The following is a 26158-nucleotide window of genomic DNA, read 5'->3' on the forward strand; positions in this document are numbered from 1 at the left end:
CATACGTCCGCCTCTTGCCGCGACTTCATCAACAGGAGCGTTTGATGGAACACCGAATTCTGGCGTCAGGTGGTGCAGGCTGCGCCAACCCCGCCGCGACCCCATGTGCAACAGGAGCATCTGATGCAGCATAGAACGCTGGCCTTTATCGGCGCGGGCAACATGAGCCGAAGCATCATCGCCGGACTGGTCAAGGCGGGTTATCCCGCCGGGCAGATAACTGCTGCCAACCCCAGTCTGCCCAAGCTGGAGGCGCTGGCGAGGGAACATAGCATTCGCATCACCCAGAGTAATGCCGAGGCGGCCCGCGACGCCGAGGTGATCGTGCTGGCGGTCAAGCCGCAGCTGATGGCCGGTATGCTGGCTGCGCTGACTGAAGAGTTGGGCTCCCTTGAAGGCAAGCTGCTCATCTCCATCGCGGCCGGTATCAAGGTGGCGCGCCTTGGCGAGATGGCCGGTGGCCACGACCGCATCATCCGTACCATGCCCAATACCCCGGCCCTGCTGGGTCTGGGCATGACCGGTCTCTATGCACCCGAACATATTGCCGCCGCGGATCGCGACTTTGCCGAGCAGATGATGCAGGCGGTCGGCAAGACCCTCTGGGTGGATCAAGAATCCGGCATCAACGGCGTCATCGCCGCGGCGGGCAGTGCCCCGGCCTACTTCTTCCTCTTTATGCAGGCCATCGCCGAAGAGGCAGAGGCGATGGGCTTCTCGCCCGATCAGGCACGCCTGCTGGTGCAGCAAACCGCGCTGGGCGCAGCCGCCATGGTGGAGCAAAACCCGGAGCTGGCGCTGCAGACCCTGCGTGAGCAGGTGACCAGCAAGGGAGGCACCACAGCCGAAGCCATCAAGACATTCCAGCAACAGGGGCTGATGCCGCTGACTGCGCAAGCCATGCAGGCGGCCGTCGCTCGTGCCACCGAAATGGAAACCCTCTTCTAACAGGAGCCCAGATGAACACTGCTTACTTTCTGATTAACACCGTTTTCGATCTCTACCTGATGGTGATCCTGCTGCGCGTCTGGCTGCAGTGGGCCCGTGCCGACTTCTACAACCCGATGAGCCAGATGGTGGTCAAGCTGACCAATCCGCTGGTGATCCCGCTGCGCCGTGTTATCCCGGGCTTTGGCGGCATCGATCTCGCCTCCGTGGTGCTGGCGCTTGCCATCGCCTTCGCCAAGCTGGCCCTGCTCAAGAGCATGAACGTGCTGCTGGCGGACTGGCTCAGCATCAGCCTGTTCGCCGCGCTGACCGTGCTGAAAAAAGCGGGCTCGATGATCTTCTGGGTACTGCTGATCCGCGCCATCCTGAGCTGGGTCAGCCAGGGCCGCAACCCCATCGAATACGTGATGCATCAGTTGACCGAGCCGTTCCTCGCCCCTATCCGCCGCGTACTGCCGGCACTGGGCGGACTGGATCTCTCGGTGCTGGTCGCCTTTATCGGCCTGCAAGCCATCAACTACCTGCTGGGTGACCTGTTTGGCCAGCTGTGGTGGATGATTTGATGCCAGCCGTCCTGCAACAAGGGGATGAACTGGTACTGCATCTGGTGATCCAGCCCAAGGCGAGTCGGGATCAGATCATCGGATTGCATGGCGAAGAGCTGAAAGTGGCCATCACGGCGCCACCGGTCGATGGCCAGGCCAACAGCCATCTGATCAAGTTTCTGGCCAAGCAGTTCAAGGTGGCCAAGGGACAGGTCACCATAGTGCGGGGCGAGCTGGGGCGGCACAAGACTGTCGCCATCGACAGCCCCAAACAGTTGCCGCAAGAAGTGAGTGCACTGCTGAATGACGCGCAAGGCTGAATGAATCGGCCTGCGCCAACCGAAGATATGAGAGGGATGACAGATGAAAACAGCCTGGATGAGTGGCCTGCTGGCACTGCTGATGACCCTGCCGCTCAAGGCAGAACAGATGAAGGAGCTGGGCCCCTGGTTGGTGCACTACAACGCCTTCAACTCCAGCTTCCTTACCCCGGAAGTGGCCAAAACATACGGGCTGGAGCGCAGTCGCTACAACGCCATCATCAATATCGCGGTACAGGACAAGCAGAAAGTGGCGCAAGCCGTGGGGATCACCGGTGAGGCCAAGAACCTGACCGGCACTATCCGCACTCTGAGCTTTCAGGAGGTAAAAGAGGGCGATGCCATCTACTATCTGGCGACCCTCCCCTACCGCAACGAAGATACCTATCAGTTCACCCTGAAGATCATGGGCGGCGGGCAGCAACAGAACCTCAGCTTCCAGCAGACCTTCTACGTCGACTGAGCAGCAACAAGAAGCCCCGACCAAGGTAGGGGCTTCATTTTATCCATATGACAAGGGCGCCATCAGGGCGCCCTTGTTACATCTATTCCGTACCGCAGCGGTTACAGGGCGAGGAACAGACCGGCCAGACAAGCGCTCATCAGGTTCGCCAGCACGCCGGAGAGAATGGCGCGCATGCCGTAACGGGCGATGAAGGATTTGCGCTCCGGCACCATGGAGCCCAGACCGCCGATCAGGATCGCCATGGAGGAGATGTTGGCAAAGCCGCACAGGGCGAAGGTCACGATGGCCTTGCTCGACTCGCTCAGGGTCTGATCCTGCACCAGACCGATAAAGGCGACGAACTCGTTGACCACGATCTTGGTACCGATCAGGGCGCCAGCGGCTTGCGCCTGATCCCAGGGCACACCGATCAGCCAGGAGACGGGGGCAAACAGCCAGCCCAGAATGATTTGGAAGCTCAGATCCAGCCCCACCAGACCACCAGCCCAGCCGAGCAGACCATTGAGCATGGCGATCACGCCAACGAAGGCCAGCAGGGTGGCACCGACCGCCACCGCGATATTGAGGCCGGACATGGCGCCATCGGCCGCCGCTTCAATCACGTTGGTAGCGCGGGGGATCTCGACATCCTGATGGTGATCCACCTCTTCAACACTCGGCGGAACCAGGATCTTGGCCATCGCCAGACCGGCAGGGGCTGACATGAAGGCGGCAGCGATCAGGTATTTCAACTCAACCCCGAGGCTGGCATAGCCCACCAGGGTGCCACCGGCGACGGAAGCGAGACCACAGCTCATCACCGCGAAGAACTGGGAATCGGACATCTTGGAGAGGTAGGGTTTGACCACCAGCGGCGCTTCCACCATGCCGACGAAGATGTTGGCGGTCGCGGAGAGGCTCTCGGCGCGGCCGGTGCCCAGCAATTTCTGCAAGCCACCACCCAGCAGGGCGATCACCCGCGGCATGATGCCGATATGGTAGAGGATGGCGATCACCGCGGAGAAGAAGATGATGACCGGCAACACGTTGAAGGCAAAGATGAAGCCCAGCTTGAACTTGGCCAGATCACCGAACAGGAAGGCGATCCCCTCCTGACCGTAACCAATCACGCTGCTTACGCTCTCGCTGACCCCGTTCAGCACATGCTGACCGGCAGGCAGCCAGAGCACCAGACCGGCAAACATGATTTGCAGGCAGAGGGCAAGGCCAACTGTTCGCAACGGGATACGACGACGATTATCAGAGCAGATGACGGCAAGCGCCAGGATACTCAGGATGCCGAGCAGGGCAATCATAGGGACTCCATCAGGTGGGGCAAAAGATGGGCGCGGATTCTGCGCCTCTCCCCCCGTCACTGCAAGTCCGCTTGGTTACAACCCTGTTAGAAAAAACGTTTGCACGATATCGGTTGCGCCAACTGGCTGATTTGGTTCGATTTTAGTATCAGGAGAAATCGAGAGTTCTTATATGGAAACAATTATTCCTCACCGCCGGACAATTTACCCCCGAGCCAGGGGGCCAGTCGCTGCTCCCAATAGGGTTCGGGGCCAAAGCGGGCCTTGAGGAAATCGATGAAGAGACGGATCTTGGGATCCAGATGTTCGCGCCGGGCATAAACGGCGTGTACCGCCATCTGCTGGTTCGGTCGCCACCCTGGCAACACAGGGATTAGCTTGCCGCTCTGTAACTCCTTGTCCAGCAAGTAGTTGGCGATATAGGCGATGCCGAGCCCGGCCAGTGCCGCATCGCGTACCGCCTCCGCCATATCCACCCGATAGTTGCCCGCCACCTGCACCGTCTGGCGCTCCTTGCCCTGGCGAAACGACCACTGGTGATAGCGCCGCTCCCGACTCTGGTAAGTGATGCAGTTGTGCTGGGCCAGATCCTTGGGATGAAGCGGCGTGCCGTGGCTCAGCAGGTAATCCGGCGAAGCCGCCACCACGAAGCCAATGTCGGCCAGCCGCTGTCCCACCAGCCCTTCCGGCTTGTCCTCATAGGTGGTGAGCCAGAGATCCAGCCCCTCATCCACCAGATTGGTTCTGTGGTCAAACAGCGAGACCTCCAGCTCCAGCTCGGGATAGCGATCCTGAAACGCCTTGAGATGGGGAATGACGTGCAGACGGCCGAAGGATTGGCCCACCCCGAGATGGAGCACACCGCTCACCTTGCCGCGCCGCTCGGCGATCATGGAGTCCGCCTCCTGCGCCACCGCCACCAGCGCATGACAATGACGGGCATACTCCTGACCCAGCTCGGTCAGGACGAAGCGGCGGGTGGTGCGCTGGACCAGCTGGGCGCCAAGGGTGGTCTCCAGCAGCGCCAGCTGCTTGCTGATATGGGATTTGGAGACCCCGAGACGACGGGCGGCGGCAGAGATCCCCTGCTCGCGCACCAGCGCATCGAAGATCACCATTTGAGGAAGACGTTGCAGCACAAGATAACCGGATTGAGTGGCGGGAGCCCATTATTCCAGAGCAGCCCGCCAAGGGGTAGGGTCAGAGCCCCAGCGCCCGGGTGATCTGCAGTTTGAGGGGGTCGTCAGCCGGATTCTGGTTGGCGCCGTAGCTGGCGATCAGCTTGCCATCGCGCCCCACCAGATACTTGTGGAAGTTCCAGTTCGGCTCATCCCCATCAGCGGCCGCCGCCAGCCCCTTGAACAGTGGCACAGCATCGGAGCCCCGCACCGCTACCCGATTGAACATCGGGAAGGTGACGCCATAGTCGCGGCGACACACCTCGGCGGTCTTGGTCTCGTTGCCCGCCTCCTGCCAGAAATCGTTGGAGGGGAAACCGAGAATAATCAATCCCTTATCCTTGTAGCTCTGGTAGAGCTTCTCCAGATCGCGGAACTGGCCGCTGTAGCCGCAGTAGGAGGCGGTATTGACCACCAGCACCACCTTGCCCTCGGTCAGCTGACAGAGGTTGTGGCGCTGGGCATTGTTGAGCTCCCGCATCTCCACATTGAAGTAATCGGGGCACGCCGCAGAGGCAGCACCGGCCCCCCATAACAGCAACAAAGTGAACCATTTCATCGCCAAGACTCCTTTTGTTTTGTCCATCATACGCGGTTACCAGAGCTGCAGTTCACTCTCAATGCAGGGGAATGCCGGTCAGCCAGCCGTGGCCCCAGAACACCAACAGCGCGGTGGCAGCCAGGCCCGCCCCGACGCTGATGCCAGTGCCCGTCCAGTTAGCCGCCGGGCGGGGATATCGCTGCCAGTCCCGCACCGAAATCCAGACCATGCTCACCAGCGCCCAGAGCCCGATGCCGCCAAACAGCACCAGAGATCGCGCCTCGCTGTTGACCAGCAGATGGACCACCGCCCAGAGCAGGGTACCGAGCAGTTGGGGATGCACCAGCCAGCGGCGCAGATGGTTGGGCCCCTGGCCGGAGAAGAACAGGATCAGCGCAAAGGGCATCATCACCGTCATGGTCATCGGCCCCCACTCCGGCAGGAAGTAGAGCGGCAGCGAGCTGGCCGAACGCCAACCGGCGATGATGCAGGCGATGGCGACAAACACCAGCAGGGAGAAGAGCCCCTTGTAGCGATTCTCACCCAGCCGTTCTCTCAGTCGCGCCCGATGGGCCACCGCAAAACAGGGGTAGAGATGGATCAGGGTAAACAGCGCAACCCCCAGGGTCAGCAGGAACATGAGTCTCTCCTTGTACTTGGTACGACCACTATGCCGTAAAGGGAGATGTGCGCCTATCAAAACCGCGCTTACCCATGGAGTCAAAAGTGTGGCAAGACAAAGGAGCAGAAAGAAAAGAGCCGATCACAATGGCTCGGCAAAGGAGTGCCAGGGCAGTCAGACATCTCGCGGGATGGGAGATGCCCCAAACGGGGATATTGAGTGGCCGATGGGGAGCATCGGCCGAACAGGATCAGCCCTTGAGCTGATAGAGCGCCGCAACGTTGCGCGCGGTGAGTTGAATGTTGGTGCTGGCGCTCTCCAGCGCCTCCGGCAGAGACATGGCGCGGTTGACCACGGCGAATACCGCGTCCAGACCGTGATCATGTACCACACCGCAATCGTCGGTCAGGCAACCGGAGATACCGATCACCGGCTTGCCGAACTGCTTGGCACAGCGTGCGACACCGATTGGCGTCTTGCCATGGATGGTCTGGCTGTCGATGCGCCCTTCGCCGGTGATAACCAGATCCGCATCGGCCACTTCCTCGGCCAGTTTCAGCGCTTCGATGACGATCTGAATGCCGGGCTTGAGTTCGGCACCAAGCAGACCGACCAGCGCGGCCCCCATGCCACCGGCGGCACCCGCCCCCGGAATATCCTTCACCTGCTTGCCAAGGGCCTGCTCAATGCAGTCGGCATAACGGGAGAGGTTGACATCGAGTTGCGCCACCATCTCTGGGGTCGCCCCCTTTTGCGGGCCAAACACTGCAGAGGCGCCTTTCGGGCCGCACAGCGGGTTGTTCACATCGCACGCCACCTCGATAACCAGCTCGCTCAGGCGCGGATCCAGACCGTTCAGATCGATGGTTGCGAGCTCACTGAGACCTGCGCCGCCCAACTCGATGGCTGAGCCATCGGCTTTGAGCAGCTTGCCACCGAGCGCCTGGATCATGCCGGCACCGCCGTCATTGGTGGCGCTGCCGCCGATACCGAGGATCAGATGCTTCACCCCCATCTCCAGCGCGGCTAGGATCAGCTCACCAGTGCCGAAGCTGGAGGTGAGCAGTGGATTGCGCTGCTCGGGCGCCACCAGATGGATGCCGGAGGCGGCGGCCATCTCGATGACGGCGCGCTCGCCATCGCCCAGCAGGCCGACGAAGCCCTGCACCTTGTTGCCAAGTGGCGCGGTCACTTCGACCGGCAGGATGCGGCCACCGGTGGCATCCACCAGCGATTGCACCGTGCCTTCACCGCCATCGGCCATCGGCAATTTGACGTAGGTGGCGTTCGGCAGTACCTGCTTGAAACCAGCCTCGATGGCATCAGCCACCGCCATGGCGCTCAGACTCTCCTTGAATGAATCGGGGGCAATAACAATTTTCATATCAATTCCTTAGGCGAGGCCAAACACGCCAAACATCAGGGTGGAGACAGTGGCAATGGTCAGACCGACTGCAGTTTCGTAAGGGATAAGTTTCAGGCGCTCACCTACCCCCATGTGGACGCTGCCACCGGTGGCATGGAAAAAAGAGCCGTGGGGCATGTGGTCAAACACGGTGGCACCGGCATGGATCATCGCCGCTCCGGCCAGACTGCTGATGCCAAGTTCAATCAGGGTGGAGCTGAATACGTTGGAGGCCACCACGGTACCGGCGGTGGTCGAGGCAGTCGCCAGCGACATCAGGGCACCGGAGATGGGCGCCAGCAGGTAAGAAGGCAGACCGGAGGCGGTCAGGCCGATCAGCACATCTTTCAGGCCGGAGTTGGCGATGATGCCTGCCAGGGTACCGGTACCCAGCAGCATGATGGCGACTGGCGCCATGCGGGCGAGGCCGGAGACCGCAAACTGGTTCACCTTGCTGAATTTCCCCATCATCAGGGCGCCGACCAGACCACCGAGCGGCAGTGCAATCAGCGGATCCACCACGATACCGGCGACCGGTCGCAGTGCCAGCAGCAGGATGGCGACCAGCGGCGCGCTGATGGCGGCGGCAAAGCCCGGCAACTTGGCACCGGCAAAGCTCACCACCTCGTCGGCAGCAACCTTGCTGCCCTTGTTGTTCAGCCGCTTGGCCAGCCAGTAGGCCATCACCAGACCGAACAGACCCGGAATGATGCCCGCCGCCATCACAGAGGTGAGGGGCAGATGGAAGGCGTCAGCCGCGGCAATGGCGTTGGGATTGGGGGACATGACGTTGCCCGCCTTGCCGCCGCCGATCATCGCCAGCAGGATGGCCGCCTTGGAGAGGTCGGCACGGCGGGCAATGGCCAGCGCAATGGGGGCGACCGTGATAACGGCCACATCCACGAATACGCCGACCGCAGTCAGGATCAGAGTCGCCAGTGCCAGCGCCAGCAGGGCGCGGGTTTCCCCCAGCTTCTTGACGATGGTCTCGGCGATGGTAGTGGCCGCACCCGATTCGATCAGTACGCCCGCCAGCACACCGGCCGCCAGGATCCGCATCACCGCAGTGGTGATCCCCTGGGCACCGCCGATCATCAGGGCGACGGTCTGGGTCAGATCGGCACCGCCAATCAGGCCACCGGCCAGGGCACCCACGATCATGCCGTAAGCGGGCGGCACCTTCTTCAAAATGAGGATGATGGCGATGGAGAGCGCCGCGATGGCGCCAAGGGCTGTAACCGGGATCATGACGGACACCTTCAATGGGAGTGAATGGCCGCCATTATGGAGATCTCCAATCAGAATGCTTTGGCTTACAAACCAAAAATTGCGTCATGTAAAAGTGGTTTTTTGTCCAACTTCACAATCACAAGTCGAGATTAAGGCCGAGATAGAGCAAAAATTTGTCGTCTAACTTGTTGAAATTCAACCCGGTTATCTGCTCGATCCGGTTTAGTCGGTAACGCAGGGTATTGGGGTGAATGAACAGCGCTTCGGCACAGCGATGCAGATCACAATCCTGCAAGAAATAGTGGCGCAGGGTCTTCTGCAGCGCCCCCTTGCCATCTTCCCGGGCCAGTTTCTGCAGCGGTGTGCGCAGCTGATCCGCCTGCCAGGAGTCCGCCAGACTGCCCAGCAGCACCGGCAAACGGTAGTCCTCAAAGAAGTAGACCTGTTTGCGCGGCGCCTGCCGCATGCCACGGCGCAGGGTATCGCGCGCCGTCTGGTAAGAGCGCGCCAGCCCGTCGATCCCGGCGAAGTAATCGCCCACCGCGATATGCACCTTGAAGTGGGGAATTCGCGCCAGCAACTGCTTGATCCGGCTGCGCTCCTGCGCCGATTGCCAGACGCCATCACTCAATTGCGCCGGTTTGAGCACCACTATCTCGTCGAGCCCGTTGATGGCGACCAGATTGTCCCGCTCCGGGTTCTCCAACTGATGAACCAGCTCCCGCAGACGCGCCGGATCCGCCTCCTCCAGCGCCAGCACGGCCACCACCCGAGGCTGGGCCAACTCCAGCCCGAGAAAACGGGCCGCCTGCTGCAATTGATCGACTCGTCCCTCACCACGTATAAGCTGTAACACCAGCTCCTCTTTGTGGCGCTTGTCCCACTGCAACTGCTCGGTGAGCGCCGCCTGCTCCAGGATCAGTTCGGCGGTCATTCGCACCAGCTCGGCGTAAGCACGCACTTCCTCCGGATCGCCGGAAATGCCGATCACCCCGATCAGCTCCCCCTGATAGGAGATGGGTAAATTGATGCCGGGTCGCACCCCTTTGAGCTGCAAGGCTGTCGCTTCGCTGATCTCCACCACCCGGTTTTCGGTGAGCGCCAGCACGGCCCCTTCGTGGCGCTGATGGATCCGCTCCGGATTGCCGGACGCAATGATGAGGCCGTGTTCGTCCATCACGTTGACCGAGAACGACAGGATTTTCATCGCCCGTGCGACGATCTGGCGGGCAAGGTTATCGTTTAGCTGCATAACATCTCCGGACAAGGGGCTGATCTGGCAGCGCCACCACGGGGCGATTCAGAGCACATGGGCGCAAAGATGCCACATCATCAAGACAAGCGAGAGGGGGATCGCTAGAATAGGCCACTTTACCCGATGTGTGCCCCGCCATGGAGCAGGAATTGCGTGCTTGCACCCGCCTGCCCGTGATGGCCCATCCCTCCGATCTGGACTGTGCTATGGATTATGAATTTCGCCGCGACCCGTTTGGTGGCTATCGCGCCCGGTTCTCCATGGGCCATGAAGCCATCGGTCAGTGGCTGATCGACGAGGTTGGCAAGGATGAGGAGAAGCTCGACGAGCTCTTCTCCATCATTGATCAGCTCTCCAACCGCACCCGAGTCGAATACCGGCTCAACGGCGGTGACTACTCCCTGCTGCTGACCCATGAAGAGGCGGAGGTGAAAGCCAACGCCCTCAATATCGAGCTGGGTGAGGATCTTGACGATCTCGCCTACTACGATGATGAACAGCTGGCCATGTGCGGGCTGGAAGATTTTGCCCAGGTGCTCAGCTCCTGGCGCGCCTTTATCCGTAACGAGGATATGGGCTGATTGACCCAATGTCGGATTACTATGTCGGGCAAACGTGCCCTTTTGCCTAACTCAACAGGATTGACTATGTCTATTTACGATTTTGATGACGAACTGCCGGAAGACGAAGAACAGGAATCCACCAAGAAAGCGGCTGCACCAGCCAAGAAGAAAGGCAAGCAGGTGATGAACACTCAGGTCAACCTGAGCCCGCGCGATGCCAGCCGTCTGAACGGCATGCACGTTGAAGCGATCGCCACGCTGGACGACGTCAGCTTGCCGAAGAACGTCATCTTCAAGGCTGGCCTGATCGCCCTGGGCGAACTGGAAGCTGGCAAGCGCGCCGATATCATCGCCCGCGTGATTGCCGAATCAGGCCGCTAAGCGTCCCTGAAGGCAAATAGAAAGCCGGAGCCACTGCTCCGGCTTTTTGTTTTCCGGCCGTGCACTCTCAACGGCAATCGATCCCCTTTCCGGCTCGGGAGACCAGTTGGTCATAGCGACCATCGGCACGGGCGGCAGCCAGGGCATGATTGAAGCGCTCAAGCAGGTTGGCGGCCTCCGGATACTGCCGTGAAATGATCAGGTAAAAGGTGTCGCTCTGACGAAAGTGGGGCAATGCCTGCAGATGGCAGGGGTCGCCAAACAGCTGACGGCTGGCATCCCGGGTCACCGTCTCGTTCATCGGCAGCAGATCGATCCGTTTGCGATCCAGCAGTTGCAGACACTGTGCCAGGGTCTTGGGGCGCTGCAGATCCAGCCCGAAACGCTTTATCACCCCGTCGGCATGGCTGGTGCTCCACCCCAGCGGAATGCAGACACGCAGCCCTTGCCAGCGGCCAGCCTGAATGGCCTCACTCCCCCGATAGGTGAACCAGGAGAGGCGATCTATATGAATGGGAGCGCTGTAGTGGAAGAGCTTGGCCCGCTCGGCAGTCCAGGCGTAGGGGAAGGTGGCCGCAACCAACCCATTGCGGGTCAACTGATAGCCGCGGGGCCAGGGCAGGTAGTCGACCTGGATCTCCCGATACCCGGCCTCTTGCAGCAGGGTCGTCACCAGCCGGGTGCTCTCGCCGCCTTCAGACAGTGCCTTGCCGGTATAGGGGGTGAACTCACCGGTCACCAGCAGCAAGGGTGCGGCCTGCAGCCAGACACACCAACAACACAACAACCACAGACAGTGCTTCATCAGCTGCTCTCCCTTTACCCTGTTGATGAGTATAGAGAAGGGATCCAACCACCTCCTGCGCGGTTGTCCTGCTGACGTCCACTTGTTAAGGTTGCCGCCTGCCTCGATCAAGGAGATCCAATGTTACCCCTCCCCGACTCATTTATCTGGGGCGCGCTGGCGCTGGCCGTGCTGCTTGCCCTCTTCCGCCAACGTCTTCCCGCCTTTGCCCTGCTGGGACTCTCCCTGCTGCTGGCACTGTGGCTTGACAGAATGACGCTACCCGCCCTGCTGGTCTCGGTCGCAGGATTACTGCTGGCGTGGCGTACGCCAACCCTCCCCGCCCGCTGGGCGATGGTGACCAGAGTGGTGCTGATCCTCTGGGCGATTGCGCTGACCCTGCACCTGATCCCCGGCTTCAACAATCTCAAGGTGCTGGATCAGGCGCTGGCAGGCCCTGCCAGCGTACCGTTCAACATGTATCTGAACCTCGACAAGCCGCTGCTGCTCTTTGGCTTGCTGCTGGCCTGCCCGATGTTGCTGGGCAAGGGGGGCGCAATCCGCTGGCGCCCGCTGGCCCTGTTGCTGCTGCCGCTGGGTGCCCTGCTGGTCATCGCCTGGCAGTTGGGGGCACTGAAACCGGAAGTGGGTCTGCCCCACTGGTGGTGGCTGTTTGCACTCAACAACCTGCTGTTCACCTGTGTGGCGGAAGAGGCGCTGTTTCGCGGCGCGATCCAGCAGGGGCTGACCGAACGTTACCGTCCCTGGATTGGCATCGTCGTGGCTGCGCTACTGTTCGGAGCCATCCACTTGCCCGGTGGCCCACTGCTGGCGCTGTTTGCAACCCTGGCAGGCTGCTGCTATGGCCTGGCCTTCCAGCTCAGCGGGCGACTCTCCGTGGCCATCCTGATCCACTTCGCCTTCAACTTCGCCCATCTGGCGCTCTTCACCTACCCGCTGGCCCACCGCTAACTCCTGAAGGCGCCTGACACGGGCGCCTTCCCTCGCTCTTCCCTCTCTCTTTAAGCGTGCTGCCTCGCTCGCTTTACACCTCCATAAAGCTCCAAACAAAACCAATTCATTTACTTGTAACCAAAATGTAAACAAACTGACCTCTGCATTCGCCATAACAGTCACTTTCCATTGCCCTGCAACCAAAAGGATCCTGTGATGCAGAAAACCCTCAGTTATGCCGCCCTGCTGCTGGTCAGCCAGTTCCCGCAACTGGCACTGGCCGATACCGATGTCTATCTCACCAACAACAGTCCTGAACCGCTTCAGATCGACATCCGCCAAAGCGGCAGCGGCCAGTTGCAACCCGGCAGTCAGTGGAGCCAGCACCGCACCGAACTAGGCCCATGGGAGAGTGCCATGGTACTCAGCTTCAATCGCTATGAGGGGGTAAAAGCGGGCAAGAGCTATCTGTTCGAAACCCGTGTGACCACAGCGGGTGGCGACGTCTATCGGCTCAACCAGCTGATGGAGGGAACCTGGTGGAACACCACCTTGCAGCACGGTGGCGAAACGCCGACCGGCGCATCCGGCTGGCAAAACGATCGGGCGATCCATCGCGTTGCAGGGCCACAAGAGCTGGCCTTTGCCGCCAAGTTCACCGGCCGCTACGACGATCTGCACTATATGATCACGCCCCCCCAAAAACAGGAGCAACCGGAACCGGCAGAACACAGGCTCAAGGTGGCCAGCTACAACGTCTGGGCACTGCCGGTCATCGCCTCCAGCATCGGCGAGCGGTTGACCTTGCTGCCTGATTATCTCAAGGGTTATGACGCCCTGCTGCTGCAAGAGGTATTCGATGGCCGCCGCGAGGGCTTTTTACAGGCGCTGGCGAAAGAGTACCCCTACCAGACCAAAGTACTCGACAAGCCCGGGGTCAACATTCATGACGGCGGCGTGGTGATCGTCAGCCGCTATCCCATAGTGCGGGAGGCCCAGCTGGTCTATCCCCAATGCACCGGTACCGACTGCTTCGCCGACAAGGGGGTGATGTACGCCGAGGTGATCAAGGGGGGCAAGGCGTGGCACCTGTTCGCCACCCACACCGCCAGCTTCGACACCGACGAGGCGCGCAAGCTGCGCCAGATCCAGTTCGGTCAGATCCGCTCTCTGGCAGCCAGCCTCAAGATCCCGACCACGGACACCGTCATCTACGGCGGCGACTTCAATGTCAACAAACGCAAGTTTGCCGATGACTACGCCAACATGCTGGCCAATCTGAACGCCCATGAACCCGCCTATGGCGGCTATACCGAAGCCACCTTCGATCCCAGGATCAACCCCTATGCCGGTGGCCCGCTCTCCGGTGGCGCCAACGTCGAGTATCTGGACTATCTGGTAGTGAGTCGGGAGTACGGCAGCGCCAGCCACAACCTCAACACGGTCTGGATCCCGCGCAGCAGCGATGGCAGCCTCTGGCCCGCCAGCAACCTCTCAGACCACTTCCCGGTCAAGGGAGAGATCAGCCGATGACTCGCCGTTACGGGATACTGGCGCTGGCTATCCTGACCCTTTTGCTGATGAATCTGGGCTGGCAGGAAGAGCAGCCCCCAATATCGCCAGAACGGTCGACGACGCCTTCTCCGGCCGATGTGGAGTTGCCAGCAGAACCGGGGAGCCCGCCTCCCCGCATACCAAACGCTGAGGGGATGGATGGCAAAAGCAAAGAAGTGCCCAGCAGCTGGCAGGCGATGCCGGATGAACTGATCAACCAGCTTGCCAGCGAGATCAGCGACAGCGAGTTGCCGCTGGCGCAGCGTGTGAGCAATCTGGAAGCAACAGAGGCCGGGTGGCTGAGCGAGAGGGAGAGCCTGATCCGGTTACAGGGGCGCTATGCCCTGGCGCTGGATCAGTTGGCGCAGGAGAGCGAGCAGTTACCGCTGGCCGAGCGAATGACCGCCCTCACCCGTTTGCAGGATCGGTGGGCGGCGGATCATCCGGATCTGGCGGTGGATCTGTTCAACCCGGATGCCCGCCTGCAGCAAGCCCGTCAGCTGTGGGGAGATGAGGAGCTAGCCACCCTGGCCCGTCACTTCCTGCCCGCAGAGCAGGCTGAAGCCACGCTGGCGTTTGCCAGGGCGCGCCAGCAGCAGCTGGATCAACGCAGCCGCTATCAGCGAGAGCTGGCCGAGCTCGAGCAGCAACTGGCGGCCAGCCAACAGCAGATGGATCCTGCCCTGTGGCAACAACACAAGGAGGAGGTGTTGAGCCAGTGGCGTCGTGACTTCTTCGCGCGGGAGCAAGGTAAACCCTGAGGTCAGCGCTTGCCCTTGAACTGCTTGACGCTGCGTTTGGCCTGAGTGCGGCGATTGGCCTGCTTGTCACGAGGGGGGCGCTTGCCCTCCCCGCTGGCAGGCTGGTCGGTAACCGGGAATCCCGCCAGATCGCCCAACGGCAGCTCGCGGCCGGTCAGGGTGCGAATGGCTTGCAGCATGTCACTCTCGCCATGACAGACCAGCGAGATGGCCAGCCCCTCGCGGCCAGCCCGGGCGGTACGACCGATGCGGTGTACATAGACGGGGGCGCTGGCGGGCAAGTCCAGATTGATCACCACTGGCAGCGCCTCCACATGGATGCCACGCGCCATCAGGTCGGTGGCTACCAGCACCCGAATTTTGCCCTCTTTGAAATCGCCGAGCGCCTGCTCGCGCACCGCCTGCTCCTTCTCGCCATGAAGGGCGGCCACCGCAATGCCCGCCTTGGCCAGCTTTCTGGCAACCCCGTCGGCATCATCCCGCGCACTGATAAAGACCAGCACCTGCGGCCACGCCTGCTCCTTGAGCAGGCTGATGAGCGCCGGGACCTTGCTGCTCTTGTTGACCAGATAGAGCCGCTCTTCGATCTCGTTCACCACGCTGTTGAGGGGGTTGGCCTCGATACGGGTAGGCTCGCGCAGCAGGCCGTTGGCCAGCGTCTCCGGCTCGGCAGGCAAGGTGGCGGAGAAGAGCAGGGTCTGGCGATCCGCCGGAATAAAGCCGAGCAGCGCCTTGATGTCGGGAGCAAAGCCCATCTCCAGCAGGCGATCCGCCTCATCCAGCACCAAGAGTTGCAAACCATCCAGCCCCAGCAACTGTTGGGTCAGCAGAGCCCGCAACCTCCCCGGCGTGGCGACCAGCAGCTGTGGCCCCTGCGCCAGTTCGGCCTGTTGCCGCTCCTGCGCAACGCCCCCACACAACGTCACGATGCGCAACCCCAGCGCCTCGGCACCCTCTTTTAGCGCGGCAGTGACCTGAATCGCCAGCTCGCGGGTCGGTACCAGCACCAGACCCTGCACCTGACTGGAGGTAGGATCCAGCCGTTGCAGCAGCGGCAAGCCAAACGCCAGCGTCTTGCCGCTGCCGGTCTGGGCCAGCGCCAGCAGATCCTGCCCCGCCAGCGCCGCCGGAATGGCCAGCTGCTGTATGCGGGTCGGCGTCTGCAAGGTGGCGGGCAAAGAGGCAAGCAGGGCGGGATGAAGGGCAAGTTCGCTAAAGGTCATGGCGCTACGTCAACAAAGAAGTGGGAGGCGAAGTCTAGTGAGCGGGGGCCGAGAAGTAAAACCCTATCCATGATGGCCTGGCCGAGGGGCGCTGGCGACGGGCTGACTACACTTTAGCTGACCCATCACCAAGAGAGACACGCCATGACCAGACACATCCCCCTTCTGCTGCTCGTGGTCACCCTGCTCGGCAGCGCGACTCTCGGCCTGTCGCAGACTCCGGAAAACGACGCCACCCCCGAGCCGCCGAAACCGGTGCGCATCCTCAATGCCCACCTTGGCGAGCTGCCAGGGCTGATCAATGCCGACAAGACAGGCCCCTTTGTCGACCTGGTGCACGCCATCGATGATCTCTACCCCGATGTAACCATCAAGATCACCATCTACCCCATCGCCCGTGCCATGGCTGGGGTGATCTCCGGCAAGGCGGACCTGGGGCTGCCCGCCATCCGCAACCTCAAGGATATCGATATGCTGGCTTATCGTTTCAGTACCCGAAGTTTTGGCAAGGTTGCCCATGTGATTTACAGCAATACCGCCTATCCGGTCACCACTGATATGGCCTATGGCATAGTGCCCACCAAACGGGATCTGCTGATCGAGGCCGTTCCCGACTATATGCCCTTCCCGGTGCAGCGATCGATGAGTATCGAGCAGTCACTGCGCAAGCTCTCACGCGGCCGTATCGACGCCTTTGTCTGGGCACAAGAGGAGGCCGACCTGATGCTCAAGCAGCTGGGGCTGACCAATATCAGGCGAGAATTTTTCGGGGATTTCGAGGATGTCTTTATCATCCAGAAAGGGGCAGCAGGTGATGAGATGGACGAATTTCTCCGCCAAGCCATCGTTCAGCTGGCCGCCACCGGCAAACTGGCCGAGATCTACGAGAAGATCCACCGCCCCTATGTGGAGTGGCAACCCTCCCCAGCCGCCAAGGCTGAACCGGCAACCACCCCGCCTACTACACCCTGAACAGACAATTCCCGCATAAAAAATCCCGCCGAAGCGGGATTTTTTATGGCTTGCAGCCTTACAGCACGGCCAGCGCCGCAGCGTAGTTCGGCTCGTCGGCCACTTCGGCGACCAGCTCGCTGTGCAGCACCTTGTTGTCACCATCCAGCACCACGATGGCGCGAGCGGTCAGACCGACCAGCGGACCGGAAGAGAAGGCAACGCCGTAATCTTCCATAAAGGCCGCACCGCGCAGGGTGGAGAGGGTCACTACCTTGTCCAGCCCTTCGGCGCCACAGAAGCGGGACTGGGCGAACGGCAGATCGGCGGAGATGCACAGCACGACAGTGTTCTCCAGCGTGCTGGCCTGCTCGTTGAACTTGCGCACAGAGGTCGCGCAGGTCGGGGTATCGACGCTCGGGAAGATGTTCAGGATTTTGCGCTGACCGGCAAAGCTTGCCAGGGTCACGTCGGAGAGATCCTTGGCCACCAGGGAGAAGGGCTTGGCTTGCTCACCGGCGACCGGGAAGTGACCAGCGACGGAGACCGGGTTGCCTTGCAGAGTGACTGAGTTGCTCATGTGTTATGTCCTTTATTGGTGTAGTAAAAATCCGGGTGATCAGTATAGGGGCGGCGGGACCAGACAAACACCCGCGAAGACAAGGGATATAAAGGGGTTGACCTTGGACTTAACACCAAGGTTTAGACTCCTTCTCGGTAATCAGGGATCTCGCAGGGGCGGGATCCATCAAGAGGGACTCATCATGAGCAAATCCTGCTGCAATCATCAGCGCGCCGCCCCCATCAAGGCCGTCAGCAAGGCGGCCCCCGGCCAGAGTGAGCATCACCACGATAGCCACTGCTGCGACAACACCACGCCCGTCAGTTGCTGTTCAACCCCGACGCCTCATGAGCACGCATCCCGTGACGGCAATGAATCACCCGGGGATGAAGAGCCTCCCCGAGGAAGTTGCCACGATAAAGCGTGCTGCAGTGCACCCTTATCGCCGGCTCATGAACATGATCACGAGCACGATATGCCACCTGCCGACCCGCTGGTTGCGCCTGTGCAAGGCAACAGTCGCCACAGCTGGCAGGTGTTGGGGATGGATTGCCCCAGCTGCGCCCGCAAGATCGAGACCGCCGTCAGCCGGGTGAGCGGCGTGCAACAGGCGCGCGTGTTGTTTGCCACCGAGAAGCTGGTGGTGGATCTGGCCCCAGGCCTCTCCCCCGATCCCGTCACCGCCGCCGTGCTGGCCGCCGGTTTCCAGCTCAAGGGGGAAAGCGCTGACAAACAGACAGCTGGCCGCAAGCAAGCTTCACAACAGCCCCTGCAGGGCAATCTATTCGGTAACTTTTTGGGCAAATATTGGCAGCCCCTGTCACTGGCGGGTCTGATGCTGGTTGCCGCCCTGCTGCCGAAAGAGTTCGGTCAGCCGCTCTTTACCCTGGCGACCCTCTGGGGGCTGTGGCCCATCTCCCGCAAGGCGTGGGCGCTGACCAAAAGCGGCTCCCCCTTCGCCATCGAGACCCTGATGACGGTCGCCGCCGTGGGCGCCCTGTTTCTCGGCGAAACCGCCGAAGCGGCCATGGTGCTGCTGCTGTTCATGTTGGGCGAGCATCTGGAGGCCTACGCCGCCGGGCGCGCCCGAGCCGGAGTGACCGCCCTGATGGCGCTGGTGCCCGACAAGGCGCTGCGGATCCGTACCACTGCCGAGGGCGAAGTGAGGGAAGAGGTAGCTGCCGATGAGCTGCGTCCCGGCGATATCATCGAAATCGCCCCGGGTGCCCGCTTGCCTGCCGACGCCCGCCTGCTCGATGAGCTCGGTGCGTTTGACGAGAGCGCCCTGACCGGTGAATCCATTCCGGTGGAGCGCCATCAGGGTGACAAGGTGCCGGCCGGCAGTCTGGCTGCCGATCGGGTACTGCGCCTTGAAGTCGTCTCCGAGCCCGGCAACAACGCCATCGACCGCATTCTGCACCTTATCGAGGAGGCCGAAAGCCAGCGCGCACCCATCGAGCGCTTTATCGACCGCTTCAGCCGCTGGTATACCCCGGCCATGATGCTGATCGCCCTGCTGGTGGTGCTGGTGCCGCCCCTTGCCTTCGGCCAGAGCTGGGACGAGTGGATCTATCGCGGGCTGGCGCTGCTGCTGATCGGCTGCCCCTGCGCGCTGGTCATCTCCACCCCGGCAGCGGTTACCTCGGCGCTGGCCGCCGCCACCCGTCAGGGGGCGCTGATCAAGGGCGGGGCCGCGCTGGAGCGATTGGCCCATATCGACACTGTCGCCTTTGACAAGACCGGCACTCTGACCCTGGGCAAACCGCAACTGACCGAACTGGTGAGCCTCAATGGCCAACCGGAGACCGAGTTGCTGGCACTGGCGGCTGCCATCGAGCAGGGCTCCCACCACCCGCTGGCCCGCGCCGTGGTCGCCAACGCGACCGAACAGGGGCTGACGCTGGCGGAGGCCCGCGACCTGCGCGCACTGCCGGGCATGGGGGTTGAGGGACGCATCAACGGTGAACTGTGGCAACTGCTGGCACCGAGCCGGGTGGCGGCCCTGAATATGGAACAGCAAACCCGGATTGCTTCGCTGGAGCGGCAGGGCAAGACGGTGGTCGTGCTCTGCCAGAGCAGCGATGCTCAGGCGTCGCCGGTTGCCCTGCTGGCGCTGCGGGATCAGATCCGGCCGGAGGCGGCGGCTGCGCTGCAAGAGCTCAACCGGCTCGGGCTCAACAGCATTATGTTGACCGGCGATAACCCCCGTGCCGCCGAGGCGATCGCCACCGAGCTGGGCATGGGCTGGCGCGCCGGTCTGCTGCCGGAGAACAAGGTAGAAGAGATCGCCAAGCTGGCCAGCACCCGGAAGGTTGCCATGATCGGCGATGGCATCAACGATGCCCCCGCCATGAAGCGGGCCAGTATCGGCATCGCCATGGGGGGCGGCACCGATGTGGCGCTGGAGACCGCCGATGCGGCGCTGACCCACAACCAGCTCGGCGGTATTGCCGCGATGATCCGGCTGTCGCGGGCGGCACTGGCCAATATTCACCAGAATATTGCGCTGGCGCTGGGGCTTAAAGCCATCTTCCTGGTCACCAGCCTGCTCGGCATCACCGGCCTGTGGATTGCGGTGCTGGCTGATACCGGCGCCACCGCACTGGTGACCGCCAACGCCCTGCGCCTGCTGCGCAAGCGCTAATCCAGCACAATCAGAAACCGTGAAATAACAACCGCCGCCCCAACCGGGGCGGCTTTTCTTTTTCCTCTCATTTCTCTCACGGCACCCCGTAAAAGAAAAAGCGCGCCTGCCGGTCGGCAGTCGCGCTTTGCTTACTCTCTCGGAGTTATCCCACCCTTGGCGAGGTGGAATTCAACCCGGGGACGCCGAGCCATCCCCCGGACTCAATGGCTTGCTTACTTGACGCTGCACTCCTGAATGACGGCAGTACCCGCCTTGACGCCAGCCGGGTCAACCTTCACCAGCACACTCCACAGCCCCTGCGGCAGGGTGATGCTGTTATTGGCACTGCCCCCCTTGGAGAAGGCGAACGAATAGCCGGTTTCAGCGTTCACCGCGCCGCCACCGTTGAGCAGGTACTCCTTGCTCCAGTCCTCGTTGGCCACCTTGAACTCGGTGCTGCCGGTGTAGTTGAACGCCGCCTGATAGATGGCAAGATCACCGTCCATCCCCTTGTAGCTCAGCTGGTACTGAGGTTGGGCTCCCCAGCCGGAGAGCTCACCCTTGACGAACAGGTTGTAGCCGAGCGGATTGCCCGCCACCGTATCCAGCACCTTGCAGCTCTGCACCGGCTCGGTGAAGCTGACGCTCAGGGTCGGTTTGTCCTTGTTCATGGCGGTAAAGACAAACTTGTAGCTGCCTGCCTTGGCCAGATCGAGCCCGATGTTGCCGGTATCGCCACCCTTGCAAAGGGTCAGCGGAGTGCCGACCACCAGCTTGTCACCAGCGTTGCAACTGCCGTAGTTGACCGGCCCCCAGCTGGCGTCAGCGATCTTGACGTTGGTGGTACCCAGCTTGTCGGTGCTCACCTCGGTAGTGAACTCGTACATAAAGTTGCCGCTGAAGATCATCTGGTTGGTGTTGCCCCACTCATCGAGGAACCCCTTCAGATAAACATCGGTGTTGCCAAACGGTGGCAGGGTGCTCAGGTCGGTCTTCTTGCTGACCGGCAGGCCCGCGCCCTGTGCACCAGACTGCGGCTTGACGAACACGGCGGCAGACCAGGCCCCCAGCGTCAGCTGGCCGTTATCATAGGCGGCGCCGCTGGCAATGCTGTCGACTGCGCGATGCTTGCTGCCAAGCACCATACCGCTCAGATCGATGGGCTGATCGTTGCCGTCACGGAAGTCGCCGATGCTCTGGCTCTGGTTGCTGGCGTTGATCATCACCACCAGACCGTCGATGGCCGGATCCAGATCCCCCCCGGCACTGACGCCATCATCCACCGTCATGACGATAAGGCCGGGCACCTGATCCGGGCCGGTATTGCGGAAGTCGACCCGCTTGATCACCTCGGCGCCACTGCCCAGACGCAGCAGGCGGGAGGAGTTGCGCAGCTCCGCCAGCTCCTGATAGAAGCTCACCATCTGCGCCATCTCGGCCGAGCCCGGCTTGGCATGCTTGCCGAGCACCTGCTCGATCAGCGGATAGTTGTCGCCATCCTTGTCCTTGCGCGGCAACCCCTTGTCGAAGTTGTTGTCGCCCAGGGTGTAGTCGACCTTGTTGTACCAGTCGCCCGAGTCATAGCTGTCCCGCTCCATGGATTTGGAACGCAGCAGCTCGACACCGGCGTGGGTGAAGGGAATGCCCTGACCCAGCATGGCAGTCGCCAGCGAGACCCCCTGCATCCGCACCAGATCGGCTCCGGCAGGCGCCTTGTAGATCAGGTTGTCGAACAGGGTCTGGTTGTCGTGCTTGTCGACATAGTTCTGCACTTCCACCGGATCCTGGGCATAACCGGCGCTCTGACCGTTGTAGTCGATCTCGGCGCCTTTCTTCGGCATGCCATCCTTGTCGGTCAGCACGAACTCCTTGAGGTTGCCCGCCATGCCGAGCCGCACCAGATCGGACTGGTGCAAGGCCGTAGCCAGATCCACCTTGCTCATTTCGTTAGGATCAACGAAAGCACCGTTGCCAAAGCCCTGGGTCTTGCGAATGGTATCGCCGCCGTCGAACGGACTGCCGCCGCGCACCGCATCGCGCAAGCGGTCGGAGAAGGAGCCGATACCGGTACCGCCCAGATGCTTCTGGGTCGCCTGCACGAAGCGCTTGTCATCCTGCACTTCGCCGAAGTTCCACCCCTCACCGTAGAAGTACATCTCGGGATTGACCTTCTTCACCGCGGCCAGCGCCTGCACCATCTGATCTTTCGGATGGTGGCCCATCAGGTCGAAGCGGAAGGCGTCGATCTTGTAGTCGCGCGCCCAGGTGACCAGAGAGTCATCCATCAGCTTGGCGAACATGGCGTGCTCCGGCGCCGTGTTGGAGCAACAGGTGGAGTTCTCCACCGAGCCGGTCTCCGGATTGAGGCGCTGATAGTACCAGGGCACGATCTTGTCGAGCACCGACTTGGGGCCGAGCCCGGATTCGTTGGTGTGGTTGTAGACCACATCCATCACCACGTTCATGCCGATGTTCTGCTTGATGGCCTTGACCATCTCGCGGAACTCCAGAATACGTTTGGTGCCCTCGGCGTTGGTGGCGTAGGAGCCTTCCGGCGTGGTGTAGTGGTAGGGATCATAACCCCAGTTGAAGGAGTCGACGCCGCGCAGATAGCCGGAGAGCTCCTGCACCTGCGGATTATCCTTGCTGTCGCCCCCTTGCAGGTCGGCCAGCACATCTCCCACGGTCTGACCGCCACCGCAATAGCCGCCAAATTTGGATGTTTTCACATCCGGATTGACCTGACAGAGCTTGCTGAAGTCATCGCCGAGATTGGCTACCTTGGCCGGATCCTCGTTGACGGTGGCGATATCGAACACCGGCAGCAGGTGCAGGTGGCTGACGCCGCTCTTTGCCAGCGCTTTCAGATGGTTGACCGGTACAGAGTCGGGCTGGGTCAGGCCAACAAACTTGCCGCGCTTCTCTTCATCGGTAGAGGCGTCATTCCCGGTCAGGTCGCGAACATGGGCCTCATAGATGGTGATATCGGCGGGGTTCTGCTGGCTGTGGGGCGCCTTGAGGCTGTCCCATCCTTCCGGTTTCAGGGCCGGATCGTCGAGATCCACTACCTGACTGAACTCGGAGTTCATCGCGAGGCTCAAGGAGTAGGGATCGGTCACCTCGTAGTGCTCGACCTTGCGGCTCAGCGGGTGGTAGACCTCCATGTCGTAGCGGTAGAACTGGCCGATCAGCTCGCTGCCCCCTTCGTAACTCCAGCTGCCGCTGGTGCTGTCGAAGGTCATGGCCACTTCACCACTCTTCTGGTGGCTGGCGTTGTAGAGGGCCAGCTTGACCGACTTGGCGGTCGGCGCCCAGAGGCGGAAGGTCACCCGGTTACCCTCCACCACGGCACCATAGCTCAGCTTGGTCGCCTCGGGAGCATAAAGCGCATCGAGGGCGCCGGCGCTCTGCACCAGGGTCGCCCCCTGCAGGATACCGTCAGTATCGGTGCCGATAGCCACCAGCTCCCCCTTCAGCAGGGGCTTGAGATCTTTACCGGCCGGCAGGGCAAAGGCGGCGGCATCCTTGAGATGCGGATATTTGGCCTGCTGCTCGGCAGTCAGGCCGGTCGCGGTCAAGCTGATATAGGGGAAATCGAACACTCCATCGGCATTGGCCTTGATGGTGCCCGAGTCGCTGTAATAGAGGCGAACGTGGGGCTTGTCCTTGCCCCCTTGCCAAATCAGGGTATTGCCATCGATAAGATGAGCGCTGGCACCCGCTACGCCAAAGGCGGCGGTAAAGGCTTCGGCACGGCTGCCAAACAGATCTTTCTTGCCCGCGACGATGGCCACGGTGCGATCCGGGTGCTCACTGAAGCTCACCTTCATATCGCTGCCGGTCAGGTTGGCCAGATCGCCGTTGCGAGCGATAAAGTTGATGCACCCTTCCACATTTTTGAGCGGCACGACCCAGGCCGGACCAAAGCTGTCGGCAGTGGCAGGAGTCTTGCTCTTGTCATCCCAACCGGTATTCAGGCCACTATCGGCCGTTGCCTGGCAGGCGTCGTTGTTCCAAAGGTGCAGGCTGTGGCTGTCAAACGGTGCCTTGGCCCCCTTGGCTGCCGACTGGGTATCCACCAGCGCAATGACCACCTGATTGTCGCCGGCAACCAGCAACTCTTTCGGGGGATCCATCTTGGGCAGACGAGCGACAGGCCCATCGGTGACTTCAGGTGTAGGCGGTGTAGGGGGGACGGGGTTCACACCGGAGGCATCAGAGCTGTTGTCATTACAGCCAGACAAAAGCGCGAGCAGTGAGGCTGTTACCAGCGCCACTTTGGTCTTTTTCATATCCATATTTTTATAATTCCCGCTGTAGTTAGTCTCGATAGTCGAGCACCCGGTCATTGCCAGGCGGTGCCATATTAATCAGCGGCAATCGATTCAAATGTGAGCGGAAAGGCAAAAAAACCATCCAGTTTCAACAAGATAACGTTTTCAGACTGAAACTTCGATCCGGCTCACAGACCTCGCGGCCATTTGGCCTCATATCTGGAAAACGGCAGTCACGGGGTCAGAAAAGCAATGTCTGATCAAGTGGATAGACAAGGAGTAAACAATGAAACGGATTGAAGAACAGGCAAGACGACTCGATCAGGAGTATCAGGCGATCGGGCAGCTGTTCGACCAGTTTTGCCAGCAGGCTGGCGCCCTGGCCGAGCAGTATCACTTCTTCAACTGGCCCGATTATGAAGACTCGCCCCCGCTGAGCCGCGCCTTTACCCTGCTGGGGGAACCCCGCGAACTGCGGCTGCGCTGTCAGCCCGGCGAGCGCTCCGCCCTCAATGGCCTGATCCAGGTGGTCTCTGAGGATGGCACCATAGATGCCAGCCTAGGATTTCGCGCCGATGGTCAGCTGCTGCTGGAGTCCGGCAAGCTGCTGGACAACCCGCCCGGACTGCTGCTCAAGCTGCTGCTCGGCGCTGTGTGGCAACACAAGCCCCAGGAGGAGATCACCGGGCAACCGCACTGACATCAGGGAACCAACGGCACTGAAACCAGGGGGCCAAGACCCCCTGTTTGCTTTTATTCGGTCGCGATCTCGATGGTCACATGCACCAGCTCTTCATGGATCGCCAGCCGCTCGCGGATCTGCTGCGCCGGTAGCGGATTGACCATCAGCAAAGAGAGCACGCAGGCATACTGCTGCTGCCCTACCCGCCAGACATGCAGATCGCGAATATCAGTGCCCGGCAGCTCGGCAATCACCTCGCGGATCTCCGTCACCAGCGGGGTATCCATCTCGGCATCCAGCAGCACCCGACCGGAGTCGCGCAACAGGCCCCAGGCCCATACCGCGACCAGCCCGGCACCCACTATGCCCATCAGCGGATCCAGCCAGTCGGCCCCCCACAACATACCCCCAGTCAGCGCCAGAATCGCCAGCACGGAAGTGGCCGCATCCGCCAACACGTGGATATAGGCGGCGCGCAGGTTGAGATCCTGATGGCCGTGGTGATCGTCATGGTCATGATGATGAGCGTGGTCGTGATGCTCATGATGGTGGTCATGCCCATGGCCGTGGTGATGGTGGCCGTGATCATCCTTGAGCAGCCAGGCGCAGGCAAGGTTCACCAGCAGTCCCACCAGCGCGATAGCGATCGCCTGTTGATAGTGTATCGGGCTGGGGTCGAGCAGCCGGAACACAGACTCGAACAGCATCAACCCGGCCACTCCCACCAGCAAGAGGGCGCTGGTGAAGCCACCCAGCACCTCGATCTTCCAGGTGCCGAAGCTGAACCTGTGGTCACGGGCGAAATGGCGGGCGGCGCGATAGGCCAGCACCGAGAGACCGAGCGCCAGCGCGTGGGAGCTCATGTGCCAGCCATCGGCCAGCAGCGCCATGGAGTTGTAGAACCAGCCGCCGCCAATCTCCGCCACCATCATGATGACGGTCAGCAATACGGCCCAGCGGGTCTTCTGTTCGGCCAGCGGATTGCCCTCGTGGATGACGGGTTGATGGCAGTGGGATTGAGCGAGGGATGACATGGAT

The 26158-nt window shown here is 61.4% G+C and carries 24 protein-coding genes; 12 read left to right on the forward strand and 12 right to left on the reverse strand.

The features are described 5' to 3' along the window. Positions 1–123 precede the first annotated feature (123 nt). Genes proC through ACTG27_RS13660 form a run of 4 tightly spaced genes read left to right on the forward strand, consistent with a single transcriptional unit; the run spans position 124 to position 2276 of the window. Positions 124–948: a pyrroline-5-carboxylate reductase gene (gene proC / locus ACTG27_RS13645; protein ID WP_439979808.1), complete on the forward strand. Its 825-nt coding sequence runs from the start codon at positions 124–126 to the stop codon at positions 946–948. An 11-nt stretch (positions 949–959) separates the two neighbouring features. Further along, positions 960–1511, forward strand: a complete 552-nt coding sequence (locus tag ACTG27_RS13650; RefSeq protein WP_005341416.1) for a YggT family protein — start codon at positions 960–962, stop codon at positions 1509–1511. Next, positions 1511–1813 (forward strand): DUF167 family protein YggU, encoded by a 303-nt coding sequence (gene yggU / locus ACTG27_RS13655; RefSeq protein WP_005341417.1) that lies wholly within the window; start codon positions 1511–1513, stop codon positions 1811–1813. Before ACTG27_RS13650 ends, yggU begins: the two co-directional genes overlap by 1 nt. A 43-nt stretch (positions 1814–1856) precedes the next feature. Further along, positions 1857–2276 carry a DUF4426 domain-containing protein gene (locus ACTG27_RS13660; protein WP_005341419.1) on the forward strand — a complete coding sequence of 140 codons (420 nt, stop codon included), beginning with the start codon at positions 1857–1859 and terminating at the stop codon, positions 2274–2276. Between the two features lie 101 nt (positions 2277–2377). Here the strand turns inward: ACTG27_RS13660 and ACTG27_RS13665 are convergent, their stop codons facing one another. The 7 genes from ACTG27_RS13665 to ACTG27_RS13695 all read right to left on the reverse strand — a co-directional run bounded on the left by ACTG27_RS13665 (position 2378) and on the right by ACTG27_RS13695 (position 9802). Then, complete coding sequence (locus tag ACTG27_RS13665) at positions 2378–3574, reverse strand: NupC/NupG family nucleoside CNT transporter (RefSeq protein ID WP_113740087.1); 1197 nt, start codon at positions 3572–3574, stop codon at positions 2378–2380. 182 nt (positions 3575–3756) lie between these two features. After that, complete coding sequence (locus ACTG27_RS13670; RefSeq protein ID WP_005340335.1) at positions 3757–4692, reverse strand: LysR family transcriptional regulator; 936 nt, start codon at positions 4690–4692, stop codon at positions 3757–3759. Positions 4693–4774: 82 nt separating this feature from the next. Next, positions 4775–5311: a glutathione peroxidase gene (locus ACTG27_RS13675; protein WP_439979809.1), complete on the reverse strand. Its 537-nt coding sequence runs from the start codon at positions 5309–5311 to the stop codon at positions 4775–4777. Between the two features lie 58 nt (positions 5312–5369). Further along, positions 5370–5933, reverse strand: coding sequence for an NnrU family protein (locus ACTG27_RS13680; protein WP_439979810.1), 564 nt, complete (start codon positions 5931–5933; stop codon positions 5370–5372). A 232-nt stretch (positions 5934–6165) separates the two neighbouring features. Beyond that, on the reverse strand, positions 6166–7299 hold the full coding sequence (locus ACTG27_RS13685) for a glycerate kinase (RefSeq protein WP_005348866.1): 1134 nt from the start codon (positions 7297–7299) through the stop codon (positions 6166–6168). Between the two features lie 9 nt (positions 7300–7308). Next, the gene (locus tag ACTG27_RS13690; RefSeq protein WP_439979811.1) at positions 7309–8568 is read right to left on the reverse strand and encodes a GntP family permease; all 1260 of its coding nucleotides are present in this window, start codon (positions 8566–8568) and stop codon (positions 7309–7311) included. Between the two features lie 118 nt (positions 8569–8686). Beyond that, positions 8687–9802 (reverse strand): sugar diacid recognition domain-containing protein, encoded by a 1116-nt coding sequence (locus ACTG27_RS13695; protein ID WP_439979812.1) that lies wholly within the window; start codon positions 9800–9802, stop codon positions 8687–8689. A gap of 209 nt (positions 9803–10011) precedes the next feature. On the opposite strand from ACTG27_RS13695, the gene ACTG27_RS13700 reads away from it, so the two are divergent. Then, complete coding sequence (locus tag ACTG27_RS13700; protein ID WP_041202421.1) at positions 10012–10386, forward strand: YacL family protein; 375 nt, start codon at positions 10012–10014, stop codon at positions 10384–10386. A gap of 66 nt (positions 10387–10452) precedes the next feature. Further along, entirely contained in the window at positions 10453–10749 is a 297-nt protein-coding gene (locus ACTG27_RS13705) for a hypothetical protein (protein ID WP_005348860.1), read from the forward strand. A gap of 67 nt (positions 10750–10816) precedes the next feature. Here ACTG27_RS13705 and ACTG27_RS13710 read toward each other — a convergent pair whose 3' ends face one another. Then, positions 10817–11554 (reverse strand): substrate-binding periplasmic protein, encoded by a 738-nt coding sequence (locus ACTG27_RS13710; RefSeq protein WP_335820040.1) that lies wholly within the window; start codon positions 11552–11554, stop codon positions 10817–10819. Positions 11555–11674: 120 nt separating this feature from the next. Between ACTG27_RS13710 and ACTG27_RS13715 the strand changes: the two genes are divergently transcribed. The 3 genes from ACTG27_RS13715 (at position 11675) to ACTG27_RS13725 (ending at position 14802) form a co-directional block, all read left to right on the forward strand. After that, the gene (locus tag ACTG27_RS13715) at positions 11675–12505 is read left to right on the forward strand and encodes a CPBP family intramembrane glutamic endopeptidase (RefSeq protein ID WP_335820039.1); all 831 of its coding nucleotides are present in this window, start codon (positions 11675–11677) and stop codon (positions 12503–12505) included. Positions 12506–12703: 198 nt separating this feature from the next. After that, positions 12704–14020 (forward strand): sphingomyelin phosphodiesterase, encoded by a 1317-nt coding sequence (locus ACTG27_RS13720; RefSeq protein WP_439979813.1) that lies wholly within the window; start codon positions 12704–12706, stop codon positions 14018–14020. Next, the gene (locus ACTG27_RS13725; RefSeq protein ID WP_439979814.1) at positions 14017–14802 is read left to right on the forward strand and encodes a hypothetical protein; all 786 of its coding nucleotides are present in this window, start codon (positions 14017–14019) and stop codon (positions 14800–14802) included. Before ACTG27_RS13720 ends, ACTG27_RS13725 begins: the two co-directional genes overlap by 4 nt. 2 nt (positions 14803–14804) lie before the next feature. On the opposite strand, the gene ACTG27_RS13730 is transcribed toward ACTG27_RS13725, so the two are convergent. After that, a complete protein-coding gene (locus tag ACTG27_RS13730) occupies positions 14805–16025 on the reverse strand; it encodes a DEAD/DEAH box helicase (protein ID WP_439979815.1) in 1221 nt (406 codons plus the stop codon). Between the two features lie 144 nt (positions 16026–16169). Between ACTG27_RS13730 and ACTG27_RS13735 the strand changes: the two genes are divergently transcribed. After that, the gene (locus ACTG27_RS13735) at positions 16170–16997 is read left to right on the forward strand and encodes an ABC transporter substrate-binding protein (RefSeq protein ID WP_439979816.1); all 828 of its coding nucleotides are present in this window, start codon (positions 16170–16172) and stop codon (positions 16995–16997) included. A gap of 58 nt (positions 16998–17055) precedes the next feature. Here ACTG27_RS13735 and tpx read toward each other — a convergent pair whose 3' ends face one another. After that, entirely contained in the window at positions 17056–17556 is a 501-nt protein-coding gene (gene tpx / locus ACTG27_RS13740) for a thiol peroxidase (protein WP_439979817.1), read from the reverse strand. Positions 17557–17740: 184 nt separating this feature from the next. On the opposite strand from tpx, the gene ACTG27_RS13745 reads away from it, so the two are divergent. Continuing rightward, positions 17741–20182: a zinc/cadmium/mercury/lead-transporting ATPase gene (locus ACTG27_RS13745; RefSeq protein ID WP_439979818.1), complete on the forward strand. Its 2442-nt coding sequence runs from the start codon at positions 17741–17743 to the stop codon at positions 20180–20182. A gap of 215 nt (positions 20183–20397) precedes the next feature. Here the strand turns inward: ACTG27_RS13745 and pulA are convergent, their stop codons facing one another. Beyond that, positions 20398–24462 carry a pullulanase-type alpha-1,6-glucosidase gene (gene pulA, locus ACTG27_RS13750; RefSeq protein WP_439979819.1) on the reverse strand — a complete coding sequence of 1355 codons (4065 nt, stop codon included), beginning with the start codon at positions 24460–24462 and terminating at the stop codon, positions 20398–20400. Positions 24463–24724: 262 nt separating this feature from the next. Between pulA and ACTG27_RS13755 the strand changes: the two genes are divergently transcribed. After that, positions 24725–25138, forward strand: coding sequence for a hypothetical protein (locus tag ACTG27_RS13755; RefSeq protein ID WP_213390241.1), 414 nt, complete (start codon positions 24725–24727; stop codon positions 25136–25138). 53 nt (positions 25139–25191) lie between these two features. On the opposite strand, the gene dmeF is transcribed toward ACTG27_RS13755, so the two are convergent. Beyond that, positions 25192–26154 carry a CDF family Co(II)/Ni(II) efflux transporter DmeF gene (gene dmeF, locus ACTG27_RS13760; RefSeq protein ID WP_439979820.1) on the reverse strand — a complete coding sequence of 321 codons (963 nt, stop codon included), beginning with the start codon at positions 26152–26154 and terminating at the stop codon, positions 25192–25194. Positions 26155–26158: the final 4 nt, after the last annotated feature.

It is taken from the genome of Aeromonas sp. 97A, assembly GCF_051919185.1.
In the GTDB taxonomy this organism is placed as follows: Bacteria; Pseudomonadota; Gammaproteobacteria; order Enterobacterales; family Aeromonadaceae; genus Aeromonas; species Aeromonas veronii.